17 protein-coding genes are annotated in these 19084 nt (G+C 73.3%); 9 read left to right on the top strand and 8 right to left on the bottom strand.

What is annotated here, in order from left to right; all coding sequences use genetic code 11:
* Nucleotides 1-9: 9 nt before the first annotated feature.
* Nucleotides 10-1140 carry a site-2 protease family protein gene (locus tag AC156L_RS25195; RefSeq protein WP_330873645.1) on the top strand — a complete coding sequence of 377 codons (1131 nt, stop codon included), beginning with the start codon at nt 10-12 and terminating at the stop codon, nt 1138-1140.
* Here the strand turns inward: AC156L_RS25195 and AC156L_RS25190 are convergent.
* Both AC156L_RS25190 and AC156L_RS25185 read right to left on the bottom strand, forming a co-directional pair.
* Nucleotides 1115-1777 (bottom strand): response regulator transcription factor, encoded by a 663-nt coding sequence (locus AC156L_RS25190; protein WP_330873646.1) that lies wholly within the window; start codon nt 1775-1777, stop codon nt 1115-1117. The genes AC156L_RS25195 and AC156L_RS25190 overlap by 26 nt on opposite strands.
* A complete protein-coding gene (locus AC156L_RS25185) occupies nt 1774-2907 on the bottom strand; it encodes a sensor histidine kinase (RefSeq protein WP_330873647.1) in 1134 nt (377 codons plus the stop codon). The genes AC156L_RS25190 and AC156L_RS25185 overlap by 4 nt, the downstream gene beginning before the upstream one ends.
* A 146-nt stretch (nt 2908-3053) precedes the next feature.
* Between AC156L_RS25185 and AC156L_RS25180 the strand changes: the two genes are divergently transcribed.
* Nucleotides 3054-3269 carry a hypothetical protein gene (locus AC156L_RS25180; RefSeq protein WP_330873648.1) on the top strand — a complete coding sequence of 72 codons (216 nt, stop codon included), beginning with the start codon at nt 3054-3056 and terminating at the stop codon, nt 3267-3269.
* An 82-nt stretch (nt 3270-3351) separates the two neighbouring features.
* On the top strand, nt 3352-4179 hold the full coding sequence (locus AC156L_RS25175) for a tRNA (adenine-N1)-methyltransferase (protein ID WP_330873649.1): 828 nt from the start codon (nt 3352-3354) through the stop codon (nt 4177-4179).
* A 42-nt stretch (nt 4180-4221) separates the two neighbouring features.
* On the opposite strand, the gene AC156L_RS25170 is transcribed toward AC156L_RS25175, so the two are convergent.
* The gene (locus AC156L_RS25170) at nt 4222-4989 is read right to left on the bottom strand and encodes an Rv0361 family membrane protein (protein ID WP_330873650.1); all 768 of its coding nucleotides are present in this window, start codon (nt 4987-4989) and stop codon (nt 4222-4224) included.
* A gap of 239 nt (nt 4990-5228) precedes the next feature.
* On the opposite strand from AC156L_RS25170, the gene arc reads away from it, so the two are divergent.
* Complete coding sequence (arc, locus tag AC156L_RS25165; protein ID WP_330873651.1) at nt 5229-7028, top strand: proteasome ATPase; 1800 nt, start codon at nt 5229-5231, stop codon at nt 7026-7028.
* Between the two features lie 55 nt (nt 7029-7083).
* Here the strand turns inward: arc and AC156L_RS25160 are convergent, their stop codons facing one another.
* Nucleotides 7084-7725: a response regulator transcription factor gene (locus AC156L_RS25160; protein ID WP_330873652.1), complete on the bottom strand. Its 642-nt coding sequence runs from the start codon at nt 7723-7725 to the stop codon at nt 7084-7086.
* Nucleotides 7722-8834, bottom strand: a complete 1113-nt coding sequence (locus AC156L_RS25155; protein WP_330873653.1) for a sensor histidine kinase — start codon at nt 8832-8834, stop codon at nt 7722-7724. Before AC156L_RS25155 ends, AC156L_RS25160 begins: the two co-directional genes overlap by 4 nt.
* A 110-nt stretch (nt 8835-8944) precedes the next feature.
* On the opposite strand from AC156L_RS25155, the gene AC156L_RS25150 reads away from it, so the two are divergent.
* From AC156L_RS25150 to AC156L_RS25140, 3 genes are all read left to right on the top strand, one after another.
* Nucleotides 8945-9853, top strand: a complete 909-nt coding sequence (locus AC156L_RS25150; RefSeq protein WP_330873682.1) for an ABC transporter ATP-binding protein — start codon at nt 8945-8947, stop codon at nt 9851-9853.
* Nucleotides 9853-10611 (top strand): ABC transporter permease, encoded by a 759-nt coding sequence (locus AC156L_RS25145; protein WP_330873654.1) that lies wholly within the window; start codon nt 9853-9855, stop codon nt 10609-10611. Before AC156L_RS25150 ends, AC156L_RS25145 begins: the two co-directional genes overlap by 1 nt.
* A gap of 71 nt (nt 10612-10682) precedes the next feature.
* Nucleotides 10683-11351, top strand: a complete 669-nt coding sequence (locus tag AC156L_RS25140) for a hypothetical protein (RefSeq protein WP_330873655.1) — start codon at nt 10683-10685, stop codon at nt 11349-11351.
* Here the strand turns inward: AC156L_RS25140 and AC156L_RS25135 are convergent.
* The gene (locus AC156L_RS25135; RefSeq protein ID WP_484407315.1) at nt 11305-11616 is read right to left on the bottom strand and encodes a DUF6191 domain-containing protein; all 312 of its coding nucleotides are present in this window, start codon (nt 11614-11616) and stop codon (nt 11305-11307) included. The two genes, AC156L_RS25140 and AC156L_RS25135, sit on opposite strands and share 47 nt — an antisense overlap.
* A gap of 2 nt (nt 11617-11618) precedes the next feature.
* A complete protein-coding gene (locus AC156L_RS25130) occupies nt 11619-12134 on the bottom strand; it encodes an NUDIX hydrolase (RefSeq protein ID WP_330873657.1) in 516 nt (171 codons plus the stop codon).
* A gap of 105 nt (nt 12135-12239) precedes the next feature.
* Here AC156L_RS25130 and AC156L_RS25125 point away from each other — a divergent pair, with 105 nt between their 5' ends.
* Nucleotides 12240-14741, top strand: coding sequence for an FtsX-like permease family protein (locus AC156L_RS25125; RefSeq protein WP_330873658.1), 2502 nt, complete (start codon nt 12240-12242; stop codon nt 14739-14741).
* Nucleotides 14742-14796: 55 nt separating this feature from the next.
* A complete protein-coding gene (locus AC156L_RS25120; protein ID WP_330873659.1) occupies nt 14797-17910 on the top strand; it encodes a S8 family serine peptidase in 3114 nt (1037 codons plus the stop codon).
* A 3-nt stretch (nt 17911-17913) separates the two neighbouring features.
* Here the strand turns inward: AC156L_RS25120 and AC156L_RS25115 are convergent, their stop codons facing one another.
* The gene (locus AC156L_RS25115) at nt 17914-19074 is read right to left on the bottom strand and encodes an FAD-dependent monooxygenase (RefSeq protein ID WP_330873660.1); all 1161 of its coding nucleotides are present in this window, start codon (nt 19072-19074) and stop codon (nt 17914-17916) included.
* Nucleotides 19075-19084: the final 10 nt, after the last annotated feature.

Here is a 19084-nt window from a genome sequence, read left to right as displayed (position 1 = left end):
GCTTGCGCGATGGCCACTACGGGGAGTTGGCGGCGGCAGGTGGAGCGGGACGGCGGGGTGCTGCTGTTTCGCGCCGCGGGCGTTCCCGTGTTGTTGGCGCCGTCCTGGTGGCTCGGGTCCGCCGCGATCGTGTTGATCTACACGCCGCTGGTGGGGCGGATACTGCCCGAGGTCACCGCTCTCACCGCGTTCTTGATCGCCGGTACCTTCACGCTCTTCCTGGGGCTGTCCGTGCTCGCCCACGAGCTGGGGCACACGTTGACCGCTCTTCGGCTCGGGTTGCCCGTTCGGCGGTTGCGGTTGTTCCTGCTGGGTGGGGTGTCGGAGATGATGCGGACGCCTGCTCGGCCGGGGCACGAAGGGCTGGTCGCCGTGGCCGGGCCCGCCGTGTCCGTGGGGTTGGCCGGGGCCTTCGGGCTCGCCGCCGCGGTGATGGAGCCCGGCACGCCGTTGTGGTTGGTCGTCGCCCAGACCGCGTTCGCCAACGCCGCCGTGGCGGTGTTCAACCTGCTGCCGGGGCTGCCGTTGGACGGTGGGCGGATCCTGCGCGCGGGGATCTGGGCCGCTACCGGGCGGCGGGCCTCCGGGACCAGGGCCGCTGTGCTCGGGGGTGGTGTCGTCGCGGCGCTGCTGGTCCTGTGGGCGCTGTGGGGGATCCTCCAGGGCGACGAGGACGCGTGGGTCCGGTTCGGTGTCTGCGTGCTCACCGCCTGGTTCGTCGTGGCAGGCGCCAAGGGGGAGATGTCGGCCGAGCGGCGGCGCAGCTGGCCCGACGGGCTGACCTTGGCCGAGCTGGTGCAGCCGGTGTTGCAGCTGCCCGCCGAGAGCCCGGTGTCCGGTGCGCTGACCGCGTCCGCCGGTCGCGGGGTCGTGCTGGTCAGGGCCGACGGGGTGGCGGTCGGGCTGTTGGACCAGGACCTGGCGCGGCGGCTGAGCTCCCGCACGCCGCACGCCCCCGCCGAGCAGGCCGCCGAGCCGATCCGGCCCGAGACGGTCCTGCTCGCCGACGAACCCGGTGAGGAGATCGTCGACCGGGTGCGGGGGACGGCCGCCTGGCAGTTCCTCGTCGTCGACCTCGAGGGGCGGCCCGCGGGGGTGCTGAGGCGGGAAGACCTCAGTGCCGCGCTGGACCGTCGCTGACCAGGCCCGCCTCCTGGGCCAGGATCGCCGCCTGCACGCGCGAGCGCAGGTCGAGCTTGGTCAGCACGCGCGACACGTGGGTCTTCACCGTCGTCTCGCCGATGTGCAGCCGCTTGCCGATCTGCTGGTTCGACAGGCCCTCGCCCAGGCACGCGAGCACCTCGGTCTCGCGCTCCGTCAGCAGGTCGAGGCTCTTCGGGCGGTCGACCTGCCTCGGCGCCACCGCGGCGAAGTCGCGCATCAGCCGCCTGGTCACCGACGGGGCCAGCACGCCGTCGCCCGCCGCGACCAGGCGGACCGCCTCGACCAGCGCGGCGGCCTCCACCGACTTCAGCAGGAAACCGGCCGCGCCCGCGCGCAGCGACGCGTGCACGTACTCGTCCATGTCGAACGTCGTCAGCACCAGCACCTGGCAGACGCCGTCGGCGACCAGTTCGCGCGTGGCGGCGATGCCGTCCATGCCGGGCATCCTGATGTCCATCAGCACGACGTCCGGCTTCAGCGCGCGGGCCATCCGGACGGCGGTGGCGCCGTCGGCCGCCTCGCCGACGACCTCGATGCCCTCACCGCCGCCGAGGATCATCACGAGCCCGGCCCTGATCGCCGAGTGGTCGTCCGCGACCAGCACCGTCGTCACAGCGACCCCGCCAGGGGCAGCTCGGCGCGGACGCGCCACAGGTCGTCGACCCGGCCCGCGTCGAACGTCCCGCCGACGGCCTGCGCCCGTTCCGCCATCCCCACCAGCCCGCTCCCGGTCCCCGGCGTCGAAGGTCCGCGCCACTGGTTGGTCACGGTAACGGCCAGCCGCCTGCCCGCGCCGTCCAGCGCCACCTCCACGCGCGCGCCCGGCGCGTGCTTGAGCGCGTTCGTGAGCGACTCCTGGACGATCCGGTACGCCGCCAGGTCGACCGCCACGGGCAGCTCGGCCGGGGCCTCGCCGGTCAGCTCGACCGTCAGCCCGCCCGCGCGCGCGGAGTCGACCAGCCTGCCCACCTCGCTCAACCGCGCCGACGCGGGCTCGTCCGGCTCCTCGTCGTCCGCGCGCAGCACGTCGATCATGGTCCGCATCTCGGCCAACGACTGGATGCTGTTCTCCCGCACCGACTTCAGCACGGTCTTCACCGTCTCCGGGTCGCGTTCGGCCATCGACAGGACGGCCTCCGACTGGATGGCGATGGCCGACAGGTGGCCCGCGATCACGTCGTGCAGGTCGCGCGCCATGCGGGACCGCTCGGCCGTCACGGCGGCGCGGCGGTCGAGCTGCGCGATCCGCGCCACCTGCTCGGTGTAGGAGCGGTGCTGGCGCAGGTTGACCGCCCACCACACCGGCATGACCAGCACGGAGAAGATCTGGAGCCCCGAGCCGACGGCGGTCCGCCAGCCGTCCACGGTCAGCGCTATGCCGATCGCTATGCCGATCGCGGTGGTCACCACCAGCCCGGTGATGAGCTGGCCGGTCCGCTTCGACCCGCGCAGCGTGGCCATGTGCAGCAGGTCCATCAGCACGATGACCACCGGCGCGCTCAGCCCGAGCGCCACGTCCACCGACGCCGCCGACAGGGCGATGAACGCCCCCGCGAGCGGAGCGCGGGTCCGCAGGAGCTGCCCGGTGCAGGCGATGCACAGCACGAGCAGCCGCCAGCCCAGCGGCACGTCGGAGGGCCCGGCCCACAGCTCGTAGAGGTCGAACCGGTAGAGCAGGGCACCGACGGCGAAGCACGCCGTCGCGACGATCGCGTCGCGGGCGGGGTCGGGGAGTCGGCGCACGGAGCCATCACAGCACACGGTCCCGGCGGGGCGAGTCCTACGAAGTGATGACACCCCATCGGTACGACCGGCGGACTACAGGACGCCCCCCGGCCAGCAGGCTGGTGGCAACACACCGAACGACTACGACAGCCCAGGAGGCAGTCATGCTCGCGATCGTCGCCCAGGTCCTCGGGTTCGTCATGCTGATCCCGCAGGGCATCCTGCCCATCATCTTCCTCGCCGCGGACGTCCAGTCGAAGAGCTGGTTCCTCGCCCTGTACGTGCCGGAGCCGCTGAGCCTCCCGGTCGCCATCGCCTTCGTGGTCGTCGGCGGGCTGCTCGCGTTCTTCGGTACCAGGAGCGTCATCCGCTGGACGTGACCTCCCGGTGTCGGTGCTCATCGCGGCCCCTGAGACCATCGTGCGCTGTCCAGTCCCCGCACGTAGCAGGAGGTTTCCCGCGGTGAGCACCGCCAGTGGCCCGTTCCGCCCCGGTGACCGGGTGCAGTTGACCGACCCGAAGGGACGGCACTACACGATCGTGCTCGAACCGGGCAAGGAGTACCACACCCACCGCGGCGCCCTGCCGCACGACAAGCTGATCGGCGAGCCCGAGGGCTCCGTCATCCAGTCCGTCGGTGGTACGTCCTTCCTGGCCCTGCGGCCGCTGCTGGCGGACTACGTCCTGTCCATGCCGCGCGGCGCGCAGGTGATCTACCCGAAGGACGCCGCGCAGATCGTCATGTACGGGGACGTCTTCCCCGGCGCGCGCGTCCTGGAGGCGGGCGCGGGCTCCGGCGCGCTCACCTGCTCGCTGCTGCGGGCGGTGGGGGAGAAGGGCAGCGTCATCTCCTACGAGGTGCGCCAGGACCACGCCGACCACGCGATCCGCAACGTCGAGCAGTTCTTCGGCGAGCGCCCCGGCAACTGGTCGCTGACCGTCGCCGACCTGGCCACGCACACCGGTGAGGTCGACCGGGTCGTGCTGGACATGCTCTCCCCGTGGGAGCAGCTGGAGACGGTGTCGAAGAACCTGATCCCCGGCGGCGTGCTGGTCGTCTACGTGGCGACCACGACGCAGCTCTCCAAGGTGTGCGAGGCGCTGCGCGAGCAGCAGCACTGGACCGAGCCGCAGTCGTGGGAGACGCTCGTGCGCCCGTGGCACACCGTGGGCCTGGCCGTGCGGCCCGAGCACCGGATGATCGCGCACACGGCGTTCCTGCTCACCACCCGCCGCCTCGCCGACGGCGTGACGCCGCCGCGTCCGCAGCGCAGGCCCTCGAAGGGGTGAACCGACCGCCGTGCGGGCCTCGTGCCCGCACGGCGGTCCGGCCTACTTCTCGGCGTCGGGGTTGAAGGTCCCGCAGACCTTCCAGTCGCCGTCTTCCTTGATCATCTTCATCGTGGTCGTGTCGTCCTTGATGAAGTCCTTGAACTCCTCGGGGACGTTCTCGAACGTCACCTTGAGCGTGCCGGTCGCGGTGTCGCCCGACTCCGTGACGTCGGTGACCGCGAACTTCGCCCTGATGTCCTTGAACTCCTCGCCCGCCGAGCTGGGGACGGACTGCGGCAGCTTCGCGATCTTGTCGGCGTCGGCCTTGCAGTTGAGCGTCTTCAGGACGGCGACGTCCATGTCCTTGCCCTTGTTGAGCTCGGTCACCAGCGTGTCCGCTGTGGCCTGCGCGGAACCCCCGGACAGCAGGAAGAACGCCGCGCCGCCGCCGACCAGCGCCAGGACGACGACACCGATGATGATGAAGAGGGCCGGATTTGTCCTCTTCGGAGGCCCGTAGGGCTGGCCGGGAGCCCCCGGCTGGCCGAAACCACCCGGTTGGCCGTACGGGGGCTGGCCGTACTGGCCCTGCGTGGCGTAGGGCTGCTGGCCGTAACCGGGCTGGCCCTGCGGGGGTTGTGGCGCGAAACCGCCGGGAGGAGGGCCGTAGCCGGGTGGCTGTCCACCCTGTGGGAAACCCTGGGGCTGCGCAGGATACCCGCCCGGCTGCTGGCCGAAACCGGGCTGCTGGCCGAATTGCCCTGGTTGCCGGCCCTGCGGATCCGGTTGCTGACCGTGGGGACCAGGCTGTTGCGGCGGGACGGACATCACGTTCTCCTAGAACTTGCCGCTGGTGGCGTGGACACTGCCCGGTAACACGCCGGTGGACGAGTACAGGACGCACGGTAGCGGGTAGGCCGATCCCCCTGACACCGAGATGGAGCAGTCCATCCCCTCGGGAGTGTCGTTCGCGACGCCACACGACTCCCGACCACGTCGGGGATAGCCGCTTTTGTCGGTGATCGCCGGTACCGTTGCTGATACGAACACGGGAGGAGGGTGCCGACATGCAGCACGGTCATCCCGGCAGCCAACCCGATGAGGGTGGCGAGCTGAACACGGGCAACAACTCAGATGAGCTGACAGCGCAGGTCAGGTTCCTGGAGGACGAGATCGCGCTGCTGCGCCGCAAGCTGACGGAGTCCCCGCGACACGTCCGCCTGCTGGAGCAGCGATTGGCCGAGGCATCCGAGCGCGTCAGCCAATTGACCGAGCGCAACACGAAGCTCATTGACACCCTCCGAGAGGCGCGCGGCCAACTGCTGGCCCTGCGCGAGGAGGTCGACCGCCTGGCGCAACCACCCAGCGGCTACGGCGTTTTCCTCGAGCAGTTCGAAGACGGCACGGTGGACGTGTTCACCTCAGGCCGTCGCATGCGGGTGTCCGTCTCACCCGCCGTCGAGTCCCCGACGCTGGTGCGCGGTCAGTCGGTGCGCCTGAACGAGGCGCTCACGGTGGTCGAGGGCGGCAGCTTCGAGCAGACCGGCGAGGTCTGCACGTTGCGGGAGATCCTGGAGGGCGTCGAGCCGGAGAACTCGGTCCAGCGCGCGCTCGTCGTCGGCCACGCCGACGAGGAGCGGGTCGTGTGGCTGGCACAGCCGCTGATCGACTCGCCGCTCAAGATCGGCGACTCGCTGCTGGTCGACTCGAAGGCGGGCTTCGCCTACGAGCGGGTCCCGAAGGCCGAGGTCGAGGACCTCGTGCTGGAGGAGGTGCCGGACGTCCTGTACACCGACATCGGTGGACTGGGCAGGCAGATCGAGCAGATCCGCGACGCCGTGGAGATGCCGTTCCTGCACGCCGACCTGTTCCGGGAGTACAAGCTCAGGCCGCCGAAGGGCGTCCTGCTGTACGGGCCCCCCGGCTGCGGCAAGACGCTGATCGCGAAGGCCGTCGCCAACTCGTTGGCGAAGAAGGTGCTGGAAGCCAGGGGTGAGACCGGGAAGCAGGCCAAGTCCTACTTCCTGAACATCAAGGGCCCGGAGCTGTTGAACAAGTTCGTCGGCGAGACCGAGCGGAGCATCCGCCTGATCTTCCAGCGGGCTCGGGAGAAGGCCTCCGAGGGCACCCCGGTCATCGTGTTCTTCGACGAGATGGACTCGATCTTCCGCACCCGCGGCTCCGGTGTGTCGTCCGACGTCGAGACGACCATCGTGCCGCAGCTGCTGTCGGAGATCGACGGCGTCGAGGGCCTGGAGAACGTCATCGTGATCGGCGCCTCCAACCGCGAGGACATGATCGACCCGGCCATCCTCCGGCCGGGCAGGCTCGACGTGAAGATCAAGATCGAGCGTCCGGACGCCGAGGGCGCCATGGACATCTTCAACAAGTACCTGACGCCCGACCTGCCGATCCACGCCGACGACCTCGCCGAGTTCGGCGGCGACCCGAAGGCCTGCATCGAGGGCATGGTGCAGCACACGGTCGAGCGCATGTACGAGGAGACCGAGGAGAACCGGTTCCTGGAGGTCACCTACGCCAACGGTGACAAGGAGGTCCTGTACTTCCGGGACTTCAACTCCGGCGCCATGATCCAGAACATCGTCGACCGGGCGAAGAAGGCGGCCATCAAGGCGCTGCTCGACACCAAGCAGCCCGGTCTGTCGGTGCGGCACCTCCTCGCCGCGATCGTCGACGAGTTCGCGGAGAACGAGGACCTCCCGAACACGACGAACCCGGACGACTGGGCTCGCATCTCCGGCAAGAAGGGGGAGCGGATCGTCTACATCCGCACCCTCGTCACCGGCAAGACCGCCGACTCGGGCCGTGCCATCGACACGGCCACGAACACCGGCCAGTACCTGTAGGTCCACAGCGACCGGTGAAGCCCGTCCGCCGCACGGCGGGCGGGCTTCACCGCGTTCAGGGCGCGGTCCCGACCAGGCCCGACTCGTAGGCGATGATCACGAGCTGGGCGCGGTCGCGGGCCTGGAGCTTGCCCAGCAGCCTGCCGATGTGGGTCTTCACGGTGCCGACGCTCAGGTGCAGGGTCTGGGTGATCTCGGTGTTCGACAGGCCACGGGCGATCAGCAGCAGCACGTCCCGCTCGCGCTCGGTGATGCCCTCCAGCGAGCGGGTCGGCCTGCGCTCCGGCCGCTTGCCGAACTCGGCGATGAGCCGCCGGGTCACGGAGGGCGCCAGCAGGCCCTCACCAGCGGCGATCGTCCTGATCGCGGCCAGCAGCTCGGTCGGGGGCGTGTCCTTGAGCAGGAAGCCGCTGGCCCCGGCCCGCAGCGCGGCGTACACGTAGGCGTCCAGGTCGAACGTGGTCAGGATCAGCACCTTCGCGGTCGAGGAGATCCGGCCGGTGGCGTCGATGCCGTCCATCTCCGGCATCCGGATGTCCATCAGCACCACGTCCGGCTCGGTCTCGCGGGCCAGGTCGACGGCCTCGCGGCCGTTCGCGGCCTCGCCGACGACCCGCAGGTCCGGCGCCGAGTCCACCAGCAGCCGGAAGCTGCCCCGCAGCAGGGCCTGGTCGTCCACCACCAGCACCTTGATCATCCGAACGGCACCTCGGCCAGCACCCGGAAGCCGCCCTCGCGGCGCGGACCGGCCCGGAAGTCGCCGCCGTACACGGCCACCCGCTCCCGCATCCCGGCCAGGCCGTGCCCGCCACCGCCCGCGAGCGCCCGTTCCCCCGGCCCGTTGTCGGTCACCTCGACCGTCGCGGCGGTGTCCGTGACGGTGATCGACACCGTGCAGTCCGCGGGAGCGGCGTGCTTCACCACGTTCGTCACCGACTCCTGCACGATCCGGTACACGGTCAGGCCGACGCCCTCCGGCAGCGCCGCCCCGCCGGTCGTCGTCAGGGTCACCGGCACGCCCGCCATCGCCGCGCGGTCCACCAGCGCGGGGAGGTCGGCCAGGCTGGGCGCGGGGGCCAGGTCCGGCGTCTCCGACGACCGCAGCACCCCCAGCAGGTGCCGCATCTCCGTCAGGGCCGCCCGGCCGGTCCTCTCGATCACGCCCAGCGCCTCCTTCGCCTCCGCGGGCTGCTCGTCCGCCACGTGGTTCGCGATGCCCGCCTTGACGGTGATCATGGTGAGGCTGTGGGCGACGATGTCGTGCAGCTCCCTGGCGATGCGCAGGCGCTCCTCGGTGAGCGCGTGCTCCGCCTGCTCCGCCGTCGTCCTGGCCACGAACCGCCTCCTGAGCCTCGTCGTCCAGCCGAGCGCCCAGGTGGCGGCCATGAGGAACCACACCGTCACGGTGATGCCCAGGTCGTCGGGCCACGGCTCGGAGATCGCCAGGCACACCGCCGTCAGCGCCGCGCCGCCCGCCAGCACCGGGGCGGACCGGCGCCGGGGCAGCGCCACCGCGACCATGTACAGGGCGAACAGGGTCGGTGTGTAGACCTCCAGGGTGATGTGGAGCAGGGTCGCGGTGTTCTGGGCGACCACCACCACCGCGAACGCGGCCAGCGGCCACCGGCGGCGCACCGCCAGGGGAGCGCCCACCAGCACGGCCAGCGCGTAGCCGAACGGCACCGGCCCGTGGGTGATCTCCACGAAGGTGAAGTAGAGCAGCGTCGCGACGACGGCCGCCACCACGTCCGTACCGACCGTGTAGGCCACCGGCAGCCACTTGACCAGGCGGGGAGGTGCAGTCACCGGTCGACCGTAGCGACGACCGCGCGACCGGGGCATCGGACCGTGGTCCGATCCCGGCCGTGGTCGCTGGTCCGATCCGCCGCGACCGCCCCCGCGCCAGGCTCGTCGGCATGATCGAGGTACGCGAACTCACGAAGCGCTACGGCGCGGTCCGGGCTGTCGACGGACTCTCCTTCGAGGTGAAACCCGGCTACGTGGCCGGGTTCCTGGGGCCCAACGGCGCGGGCAAGTCGACCACCATGAGGGCCGTGCTGGGGCTCGACGCGCCCACGTCCGGCGCGGCGCTGGTCAACGGCAGGCGGTACGCGGAGATCAGGCGGCCGATGTTCGAGGTCGGCGCCCTGCTCGACGCCAACGCCGTGCACGGCGGGCGCACCGCCGTGAACCACCTGCGGTGCCTGGCCCGCAGCAACGGCATCGGCGTCAAGCGGGTGGCGGAGGTGCTGGAGCAGGTCGGCCTGGCCGGTGCCGCCCACCGCAGGGTGGGGGCGCTGTCGCTGGGCATGAAGCAGCGGCTCGGCGTCGCCGCGGCCCTGCTCGGCGATCCGGGCGTGCTGCTGTTCGACGAGCCGGTCAACGGGCTCGACCCCGAGGGCATCCGCTGGATCAGGGGGCTGATGCGCGGACTGGCCGCCGAGGGCAGGACGGTCCTGGTGTCCAGCCACCTGATGAGCGAGATGGCCGTCACCGCCGATCGGATCGTCGTGATCGGGCGCGGGCGGCTGATCCTGGAGTCGTCCATGCGCGAGCTGGCCGACCGGTTCAAGCGCGACGTGCTGGTGCGCACGCCGGACGTCGCCGGGCTGCGGCGGGTGCTGGAGGCGGCGGGCGCGGCGGTCGTCGTGGACGACGGCGCGCTGGTCGTGCGGGCGCTGGAGGCGGGCGACATCGCTGACCTGGCCGCCCGGCACGGCATCGCGGTGCACGAGCTGACGCCGCGCAGCGCGACCCTGGAGGACGCCTACCTCGAACTGACCGAGGACAGCGTGGAGTTCCGCACCTCGGAGGTGGCCCGGTGATGGACGTGGTGGCGTCGGAGTGGCTCAAGGTCCGCACCGTGCGGTCCACCTGGTACCTGCTGCTGGGCGTGGTGGGGGTGCTCGCCGTCGGCACGGTCGTCTCGATCCTGATGACCGCCGAGTGGGACCGGTCGACACCCGAGATCCGGGCGGCCTTCGCCTCGGCCGACCCCACCGTCTTCGTCGTGCCGTTCGCGCAGTTCGCGTTCGGCGTGCTCGGCGCGCTCGTGGCGACGTCGGAGTACACCAACGGGATGATCCGCACCGTCCTCGCCGGGGTACCGAGGCGGCTGGTGGTGATGGCCTCCAAGACGGTCGTCGTCGGGGTGGGAAGCCTGGTGCTCGGCACGGTGGTGTCGCTGCTCTCCTACGGCGTCGGCGCGGTCGTCACCGGCGACCGGCCCGCGCCGATCGCGGTCGAGCCGTTCGCCGAGGCGCTGCCGTCGCTGCTCGCCAACGGGGTCGGGTCGGCGGTCATCGCGCTGGTGGGGCTGGGCTTCGGGCTGCTCACGAGGTCGACGGCCGGGGCGCTGGTCACGCTGTGCGTCCTGATGTTCGTCATCCCGATCGTGGCCGTCCTGCTGCCTGCCCCGTGGAACAACCGGGTGGTCTCGGTGACGCTGCTCTACCTGCCGTCGCAGTTCTCCGGGGCGCTCACCGGGCAGCTGTCGCAGGCGGAGGCGTTCACGGTCATGCTCGTCTACCTGGTCGTGGCGCTCGGGGCGGGCGCGGTGGTCCTGGTGCGCCGCGACGCCTGAGCGACCCCCTGCGACCCGCGCGCGACGCGAGCCGCTAGGTTCTCGGAGATCGTCGAGCCTGGAGGACACCCTTGCGTCGCGCGCACGTCGCGGTCGTGGTCGCGACCACCCTCGTCCTGACCTCGTGCTCCCTGGACCAGCGCCCGCTGCGCCGCGGGTTCGCCCAGGACGGCACCCCCGCCGCCACCACCACGACGACCGCGTCGCCGACGGCGAACGCCGCGCCCGCGTCGTCGTCCGCCGCGCCGAGCGCGAAGTCCCGTCCCGCGGCGGAGTTCGCGGCACTGGTGCTCCCGCGGGCCGCGCTCACCGAGGACGGGTTGGACGTGCGGGAGTCGGCCGCCGCCGCGCCCTCGGAGCCGGAGTCGGTGTGCGGCGAGCAGGTCGGCGCTCCGGGGCGGCTGGAGGACGGGTACCGGGTCACCACGCGCAGCCAGAGCGGCGCCAGCACGCTGGAGCAGCGGATCGCGGCCTACCCGCCGGGCGCGGCCGAGACCGTTGTGGAGCGGGCGCGCGAAGCGTTGTCGTGCACCGAGGTCGAGCTGGGCGCGCTGTCCGGAGTGGACGACGCGGCGGGCTGGTGCGAGGAGCTGGCGGGCGGTCGTGGCGCGTGCACGGCGGTGCTGGCCAAGGACGACCTGGCGATCACGCTGCGGCTGGAGACGATCAGCGTCGCCAGGGCGCGGGACGTCGTCACCCGGCTGGCGGGCGCGGGCGCGGGGCTGCTGGCGAAAGCCTGACGACACCGCCGTCGAGGTCCACCGGGCCGCGCGGGGGAGCGGCGTCGCCCTCCTCGTCGCGCAGCAGCGCCTCGGTCCGGCGCTGGTCGAGTTCGGCCTGCTTGGTGGCGTAGAAGAGCAGCGTCACCTGGTCGAAGGCCGCTCCGCTGAGCACGGGCGCCCCACCCCGGCGGCGCCTCGCCCAGCGCACGAGGTGCTCGCCGACGGCCAGCAGGAACAGCAGGCAGGCCAGGCCGGGGATCGACAGGGCGAAGAACACCCCCACGGTCAGTCCCCCCGTCTCGCGATCCACTGGTGGAACAGGGCGCGCCCGTCCGGCACCACCGGCCAGTCCGGGTCGTCGACGGCGGTCCGCAGGTCGTCCAGGTCCATCCACCAGCCCTCGGCCACCTCCTCCGGCTGGTGCGTGAACGGGCCGTCCGTGCGGACCTCGTAGACGTGGGCGGTGTACCGGACGGGCGGGTCGACGAACCTCGACACGAACGAGCGGGTCAGCGGCGCGCCGCGCACGCCCAGCTCCTCGGCCAGTTCGCGTTCCGCGCACGCGTCCGGGGTCTCGCCGTCCGCGAGCACCCCGCCCGCCCAGCAGTCGTACAGGCCGGGGTAGACGTCCTTGGTGTCGGTGCGCCGGTGCACGTACACCCGCCGCCCGTCGAGCGAGCGCACCAGGATCGTGGCGCACGCGTGCCACAGGCCCTCCCCGCGCACCCGGCCGCGCGGCGCGCCGGGCCGGGGGAGGCCCTCCTCGTCGAAGACCGCGACCAGTTCCCGTGCCGATGTCACCCGGTTGTCCTCCCGTGGTCGTACACACCATTGCTACCACGGTCCGACGCCCGGCGACGCGCTCGATTCCTACGGTCGTGACGCACACCGTCACGAGGAGGAGCTTTGCCCACAACGATCGGACTCGGCCTCGCCGAGTTCCGCCACCGCCCCGGCCGCGCGCTGCTGCCCGGTGTCGCCCTGGTCGTCGGCGTGGCGTGCCTGACCGCCTCGCTGGTGCTGAGCGACGTGATCGTCGACTCCGCGGAAGCGGGCACCCCGGTCGTGCCCTCGGCGGTCACCCTCCAGGTCGGCGTGGTCCACGACCCCGACCTGGCCTTCGACGCCCAGCCGAAGCTCGACCAGGCCACCGCCGACCGGATCGCGGCCGTGCCCGGTGTGGAGCGCGTGGTGCCGGTGCGCCGGGTCGAGGTCGACCTGCTGCTGAACGACGGCCGCGCGGGCACCCGGCGCGCGAGCGGTGACGTCGAGGTGGACCGCGACGGGCTGCGGCGCGTCCCGATCGGCGAGGGGCGTTCCCCCGCCGCGGACGGTGAGATCGCCGTCGACAAGGTCACCGCGGCGAAGCACGACCTGCGGCCGGGATCGACCGTGCGGGTCGCCGACGCGCGGGGCAGGACGCTCGACGTGGTGGTCGGGGGGATCACCAAGCGCGGCGGGCTGGCCGACGAGGCGTCGGTCGTGGTCGGCGAGCAACTGGCGCTGAAGCTGGACGGGAAGCCGACCGTGACGGACCTCCAGGTCGTCGGCGGCGACCGGGCCGCCGTCGCGGCGGCCGTCGGGCCCGCGTTCCGGGTCTCGCAGGTGTACGACGAGGACCGGAGGGAGGGGAGCACCGGCGACAGCGGCTCGCTGGCCGCGATCCTGATCCTGTTCGCCATCCTCGCGCTCGCCACGGCGTCGTTCGTCGCCGCGGCCACCTTCCGCGCCGTGTACCTCCAGCGCCAGCGCCAGACCGCGCTGCTGCGCTGCCTCGGAGCGAACCGCAAGCCCCTCGTCGTGGCGAACCTGGTCGAGGCGCTGTTCACCGGCGCGGTGGCGGGCGTGCTCGGAGCGCTGGCCGGTGGGCCGGTGGCGGTGGGGCTGTCCAAGGTCTTCGACGCCACGGGCATCTCGGAGCTGTTCGGCACGGTCGCGCTGAACCCGTCCCCGCTGCCGCAGGGCCTCCACGTGGGCATCGGCGCGGCCGTGGCCGGGTTCCTCAGCGTGTTCGCCGCCCTCCGGCCGTCGCTGGCCGCGTCGCGGGTGTCGCCGCTGGCCGCGCTGCGCACGTCCGAGGGCGCCACCCCGGACAGGTCGGTGGCGCGCCGCCGCACGGTGTTCGGGATCCTCCTGGTGGTCGTGGCGGTGGCGATGGGGCTCATGGCCGTCGCGGCGCAGCGCTCGGTCGCGGCGATGTTCCTGGTGCTGTTCTCCGGGATCATCGGCGTCTTCGGGCTCTTCGGCGTGCTCGGACCGGTCGTCGTGCCGCGGCTCAGCATCCTGTTCGGCGGGATCGCCGCCAGGGTCGGCGGCGCGCACTGGAAGCTCGCGGCGGCCGAGGTGCGCCGGGAGCCGCAGCGGTCCGCGTCGGTCGCGATGCCGCTCGTGCTGGCCGCCGCGATGGTCACGTTCTTCGCCGTCACCGTGGGCACGGCCCGCGACATCGAGGCGTCGCTGTCGACCAGCCCCCGGCCGGACGTGGTCGTGTCCGACGTCGGCGAACGGCCGCTGCCGGGTGACGTGGCCGAGGTGACCGACCGCCCCGAGGTGGCGGGCAGGGCCGTGCTGCACAGCGCCGACGGCAAGCGCGCCGACGGTGATCCGTTCACGGCCGTGGGCGCGGACCCGACGCAGCTCGCGGCGTGGCTGAACGCGGAGAACAGCGGGGCCACCGGGGTCGCGGACCTCCGCGGGGGCACGGCGCTGGTCTCGGAGTGGTCGCTCGACTCGTGGAACACGGCGGTCGGGCAGCAGGTGGCGCTGGACGGCCTCGCCTCGGGACCGCGCACGGTCACCGTCGTGGGCACCATCCCCGGCGAGCTGATCGGCTACGCGAGCATCGTGGTCGCCGACCCCACCATCGGCCCCGCCACCAGCGTCGTCGTCGCGCTCAAGCCGGGCGCGGACGCGTCGGCCTACCAGGCCGCGGTGCGGGCGGCCCTGCCGGACGCGCCCACGGTCGAGGCGGAGACGGCCGTCGACGAGGCCGCGCGGAACCAGCGCTACCTGGACCTGGCCACCGTGATGCTGATGGTGCTGCTGGGCCTGTCCGTGGCCGTGGCGGTCACCGGGATCGGCACCACGCTCACCATCTCGGTGCAGGAGCGGCGCAAGGAACTGGCGCTGCGCCGGGCGCTCGGCGTCACCAAGGGCGGGCTCCAGGCCGGGATCGTGGCCGAGGCCGTGCTGCTGTCGCTGGTCGGTGTGCTCGGCGGCGGTGTGGTCGGGCTCGTCTACGCGCAGCTGACGATCACCGCGGCCGGGGTGTCCACCTTCCCCAGCGCGGACTGGCTCTCGCTGGCGCTCGGAGGGCTCGTGGTGGTGGCGCTCGCGGTGCTGTCGGCCTTCGGCCCGGCGCGCGGGGCGTCGAGGATCCGGCCGGCGGCCGGGCTCGCGTCGGGGTGATGTTCGACCGAATGCCCGTCGCCGCGCCCCACTTGTCCAGACCATTCTGGATCACGTGGACCGAGTGGTGGGGTTTGGCGGGCTGGTCGTCGCCGGAGTGGTCGCGCTCGCCGTGGTGCAGGTCGCCGCGGCGAGCGCGGACCCGGTGGGGGACAAGGGGCTCGTGCTGCTCACCGGCGACCGGGTGGTCGTCGGCGACGGCGGTGCGGTGAGCGCGGTGGAGCCGGGGCCGGGGCGGGAGGCGCTGGTGTTCTCCACCTACGAGAGAGCCGGGCACCGGTACGTGGTGCCGGAGGACGCGCTCGCGCCGATCCGCGGGGGACGGCTGGACGAGCGGATCTTCGACGTCACGGCCCTGCGGGACGCCGGGTACGGCACCGACGGGCGACCGGTGCCGCTCATCGTGAGCCACCCGCCGGGATCCCCGCGCACCGCGGACCTCGCGGCGATCGGGGCGAGCACGGTCGAGGCGGCGGCGGACGGGTCCGCGTGGCGGGAGCTGCTGGAGGGCGGCGCGCGGAAGGTGTGGCTGGACGGGAGGGTCACGGCGTCGCTCGACCGCAGCACCCGCCAGATCGGCGCGCCCGCCGCCTGGGAGGCCGGGCACACCGGCGAGGGCGTGGTGGTCGCGGTGCTGGACACCGGCGTCGACCAGACGCACCCGGACCTCGCGGGCCAGGAGGTCGCCGAGCGGAACTTCAGCACGGCCGCCGACACCGTCGACAGGTACGGCCACGGCACCCACGTCGCCGCCACCATCGCGAGCAGGGGCGCCGGGTACCGGGGCGTCGCGCCGGGGGCGCGGCTGCTCGACGGCAAGGTGCTCGACGACTCGGGCGGCGGGTCGGAGTCCGACGTGCTGCGGGGCATGCAGTGGGCCGCGGAACAGGGCGCGCGGGTGGTCAACATGAGCCTCGGCACCGCCGACTCGGACACCCTCGACCCGGTCGAGGACGCCGTGAACACCCTGTCCGCCCGGTACGGGACGCTGTTCGTCGTCGCGGCGGGCAACTCGGGGCCGGACGCCACGACGGTCGGCTCGCCGGGCAGCGCGGACGCCGCCCTCACCGTCGGCGCCGTCGACCGCGACGACGCGCCTGCACCCTTCTCCAGCCGCGGACCGAGGGTCGGCGACGGGGCGATCAAGCCCGACATCACCGCGCCGGGCGTCGGGATCGTCGCCGCGAAGGCCATCCACGGCCGGATCGGCACCCCCGTCGACCCCGGCCACGTGTCCGCGTCCGGCACGTCGATGGCCACCCCGCACGTCGCGGGCGCCGCGGCGGTCCTGGCCGGGCAGCACCCGGACTGGACCGGGGAGCGGCTCAAGTCGGCGCTCACCGCGTCCGCGAGGCCCACCCCCGGACTCACGCCGTTCGAGCAGGGCGCGGGCCGGGTGGACGTGGCCCGCGCGATCACCCAGGAGGTCGGCACCGTGCCGTCGTCGGTGTCGCTGGGCACGCACGTCCACCCGCACGACGACGACCAGCCGGTGACGAAGTCCATCTCCTACCGCAACTCCGGGACGGCGGACGTCGTGCTGGACCTCGCCGTGGAGGCCGCCGCGCCCGCGGGGATGTTCACCCTCACACCCGCGCGGCTCACCGTGCCCGCCGGGGGCGGGGCGACCGCGTCGGTCACCGGCTTCACCGGCGTGGACACCGCCGACGGCACCTACCACGGCGCCGTCGTCGCGACCGGCGGCGGCACGACCGCGCGCACGCCGATCGTGATCGTCCGCGAGGCCGAGAGCTACGACCTGACCCTGAACCACGTCCAGCGGCCGGGAGCGCCGTCGGGCAACTACAGCACCACCGTGCGCAACCTCGCGACCGGCGAGGAGGTCCGGCCCCACGAGCCGGACGGCAGCGTCACGGTCCGGCTGCCGAAGGGCCGCTACCTGGTCGACAGCACCGCGGGCGGGCCGACGTTCGACTGGCTCGTCCAGCCCTTCCTGGTGCTCGACCGGGACACCGCGGTGGAACTGGACTTCCGGACCGCCCAGCCGATCCGGATCACCGCCCCCGACCCCGTCGCGTTCGTGCGCGGCGCCGCCGTCTTCCACGACCACAGGCTCGGCACCGGGGCCGTGGTCGCCAAGGGCTCGCTGTCCGGCGGCGACGCGAGCCTGAACCGGATGCGCGTCGCGCACGTCGGTCCGCCCGCCCCGGCGGACGAGGCGTTCCGGACGCTGATCAGCACCCAGTGGGCCGGGGAGGGCGACGACTTCTACGGCCTCGCCTACCACGGGACCGGCACGTGGCCGACCGGGTTCACCCGCGCGCCCGCCAAGGCCGACTTGGCGCACGTGCGGGCCGAGGTCGCGTCGGGCAGGCGCCTGGTGAAGCCGTACCCGAGGACCGGCGCCGCGGTGGCCGACCACGGGCTCGCGCTGCCCGTGTCCGGGCCGCGCGACGAGTACCTGAGCACGGAGAGCAGCGCCTGGCGGATCGACGGCCGCGACCTCGCCGAGGACGGCTCCACCACGGCGTTCGAGTGGCGCGGGCCGGTCAGGGAGCACCGGCCCGGTCGGACCTCCGTGCAGCGCCCCGGCGGCGGGGTGCTCGGCCCGGCGTTCCCGCCGACCCGCGACGCGGGGCGCTGGGTGAGCCGGACCGGTGACGTGCTGCACGTCGACGTGCCGCTGTTCGGCGACCGGGAGGGCAACGCGGGCTTCTCGGCCGTGGACCCCCGCACCACGGTCGTCCACCGCGACGGCCGCGAGGTCGCCAAGACCTCCGGCACGGGGGCCGCCGACCTCACCCTGCCCGCCGAGCCGGGGACCTACCGGCTCAGCACGTCGGCGACCCACGCGGGCTCCGCGGTGTCGGCGGCCTGGACGTTCCGCTCGGGCCGCACCGACCGCACCACCCCGCTGCCGCTGTCGGCCGTGCGGTTCGACCCCGACCCGGCCGACGCGGTGGCCGGGAGGACGGTGACCGTGCCGGTGTCGGTGACCTCGCAGACCGGCGTCGCGCCGAGGTCGCTGACCGTGCGGGTGTCCTACGACAGCGGGAGGACCTGGCGGCCCGCGCCGCTGCTGGGCCGCGCGCTGGTCGTGCTGCACCACCCCCGGACCGCGACGTCGGTGTCCCTGCGGGCCACGGCGGTCGACCGGGACGGCGGCACCGTCGAGCAGACGATCCTCGACGCCTACCGGCTGGGCTGACGGCTACGCGGGGCCGGGACCGCCCGGCCCCGCGTACAGCCAGTCCAGCTCGGAGTGGTCGTCGTCGGCCCGCAGCGCGAACATCCGGTCGCGCACGGCGGTCAGCAGCGGGTCGGCGGTGTGCCACAGCTCGCCCCACGGCCGCGCGGAGGTCTGGCACCGCACCGCCTTGGGCAGGCGGGCGCGCTGGAACGCCTCCAGGTCGCCGCTCGGCAGCACCCGGCCCAGCTCGACGGCGTCCTCCAGGGCCTGGCAGGCGCCCTGGCCGAGGTACTGGAGCATCGGGTGGGCCGCGTCGCCCAGCAGCGCGAGCCGCCCGGTGACCCACGTGTCCAGCGGCTCGCGGTCGTACATCGCCCAGAACCGGTCGCGGCCCACCCGCGCCACCGCGTCCCGCACCGGCTCGCACGTCCCGGCGAACGCCGCGTCCAGCTCGTCCACCCCGCCCCACCCGGCCTCACCCGCGTGGAAGCGGGGACTGCGGAACACCGCGACCTGGTTGACCAGCGCACCCGCCCGGACGGGGTACCGCACCAGGTGCACGCCGGGCCCGATCCACAGCACCACGTCGTCGCCCGCGTCCTCGCCGCGCGGGGCCGTGCCGCGGTAGGCGGCGTACCCGCCGCACACCGGCTCGTCGTCGCTCAGGTGCCGCCGCAGCCCCGAACGGAGCCCGTCGGCGGCGAGCAGCGTGCGGGTCCGGTAGGTGGTGCCGTCGGCGCACGTGACGTCCGCGCCGTCGGACCGGACCCGCGACGACACGACCTCCCGACCGGCTTCGAGGGTGATCCCGTCGGCGGCCCGGCAGTGCGCGAGCAGCACGTCGAGCAGGTCGCCCCGGTGCATGACCAGGTACGGGTAGCCGTACCGGTCGCGGAAGGCCCGACCCAGGTCGAGCCGGGTCAGCAGCCGTCCGCTCACCGCGTCGCGCAGCACGCCCGCGCCCGGTCGCACGGCCAGCGGGAGGACGTCGTCCAGCACGCCCAGCGCGTCCAGCGCGCGGCTCGCGTTCGGGCCCAGCTGGAGCCCGGCGCCGATCTCGCCGAACTCGGGGGACTGCTCCAGCACGTGCGCGGGCAGGCCGCGGCGGGCGGCGGCCAGGGCCGTCGCGAGTCCGCCGATCCCCCCGCCGACGATGAGCAGCGGCACCTCGACAGGGCTCAACGCGGGTCCT

The sequence above is a fragment of the Umezawaea sp. genome (genome assembly GCF_057122925.1).
The sequence above is the reverse complement of the archived record's forward strand: the minus strand, read 5'-3'. Positions and strand labels throughout refer to the sequence as shown.

What these genes read in the sequence shown, in the direction of transcription:
- AC156L_RS25145 (WP_330873654.1), top strand. Translation starts at nt 9,853, where the DNA reads ATGGACGTGGTGGCGTCGGAGTGGCTCAAGGTCCGCACCGTGCGGTCC.
- AC156L_RS25180 (WP_330873648.1), top strand. Translation starts at nt 3,054, where the DNA reads ATGCTCGCGATCGTCGCCCAGGTCCTCGGGTTCGTCATGCTGATCCCG.
- AC156L_RS25150 (WP_330873682.1), top strand. Translation starts at nt 8,945, where the DNA reads ATGATCGAGGTACGCGAACTCACGAAGCGCTACGGCGCGGTCCGGGCT.
- arc (WP_330873651.1), top strand. Translation starts at nt 5,229, where the DNA reads ATGCAGCACGGTCATCCCGGCAGCCAACCCGATGAGGGTGGCGAGCTG.
- AC156L_RS25195 (WP_330873645.1), top strand. Translation starts at nt 10, where the DNA reads ATGGCCACTACGGGGAGTTGGCGGCGGCAGGTGGAGCGGGACGGCGGG.
- AC156L_RS25160 (WP_330873652.1), bottom strand. Translation starts at nt 7,725, where the DNA reads ATGATCAAGGTGCTGGTGGTGGACGACCAGGCCCTGCTGCGGGGCAGC.
- AC156L_RS25170 (WP_330873650.1), bottom strand. Translation starts at nt 4,989, where the DNA reads ATGTCCGTCCCGCCGCAACAGCCTGGTCCCCACGGTCAGCAACCGGAT.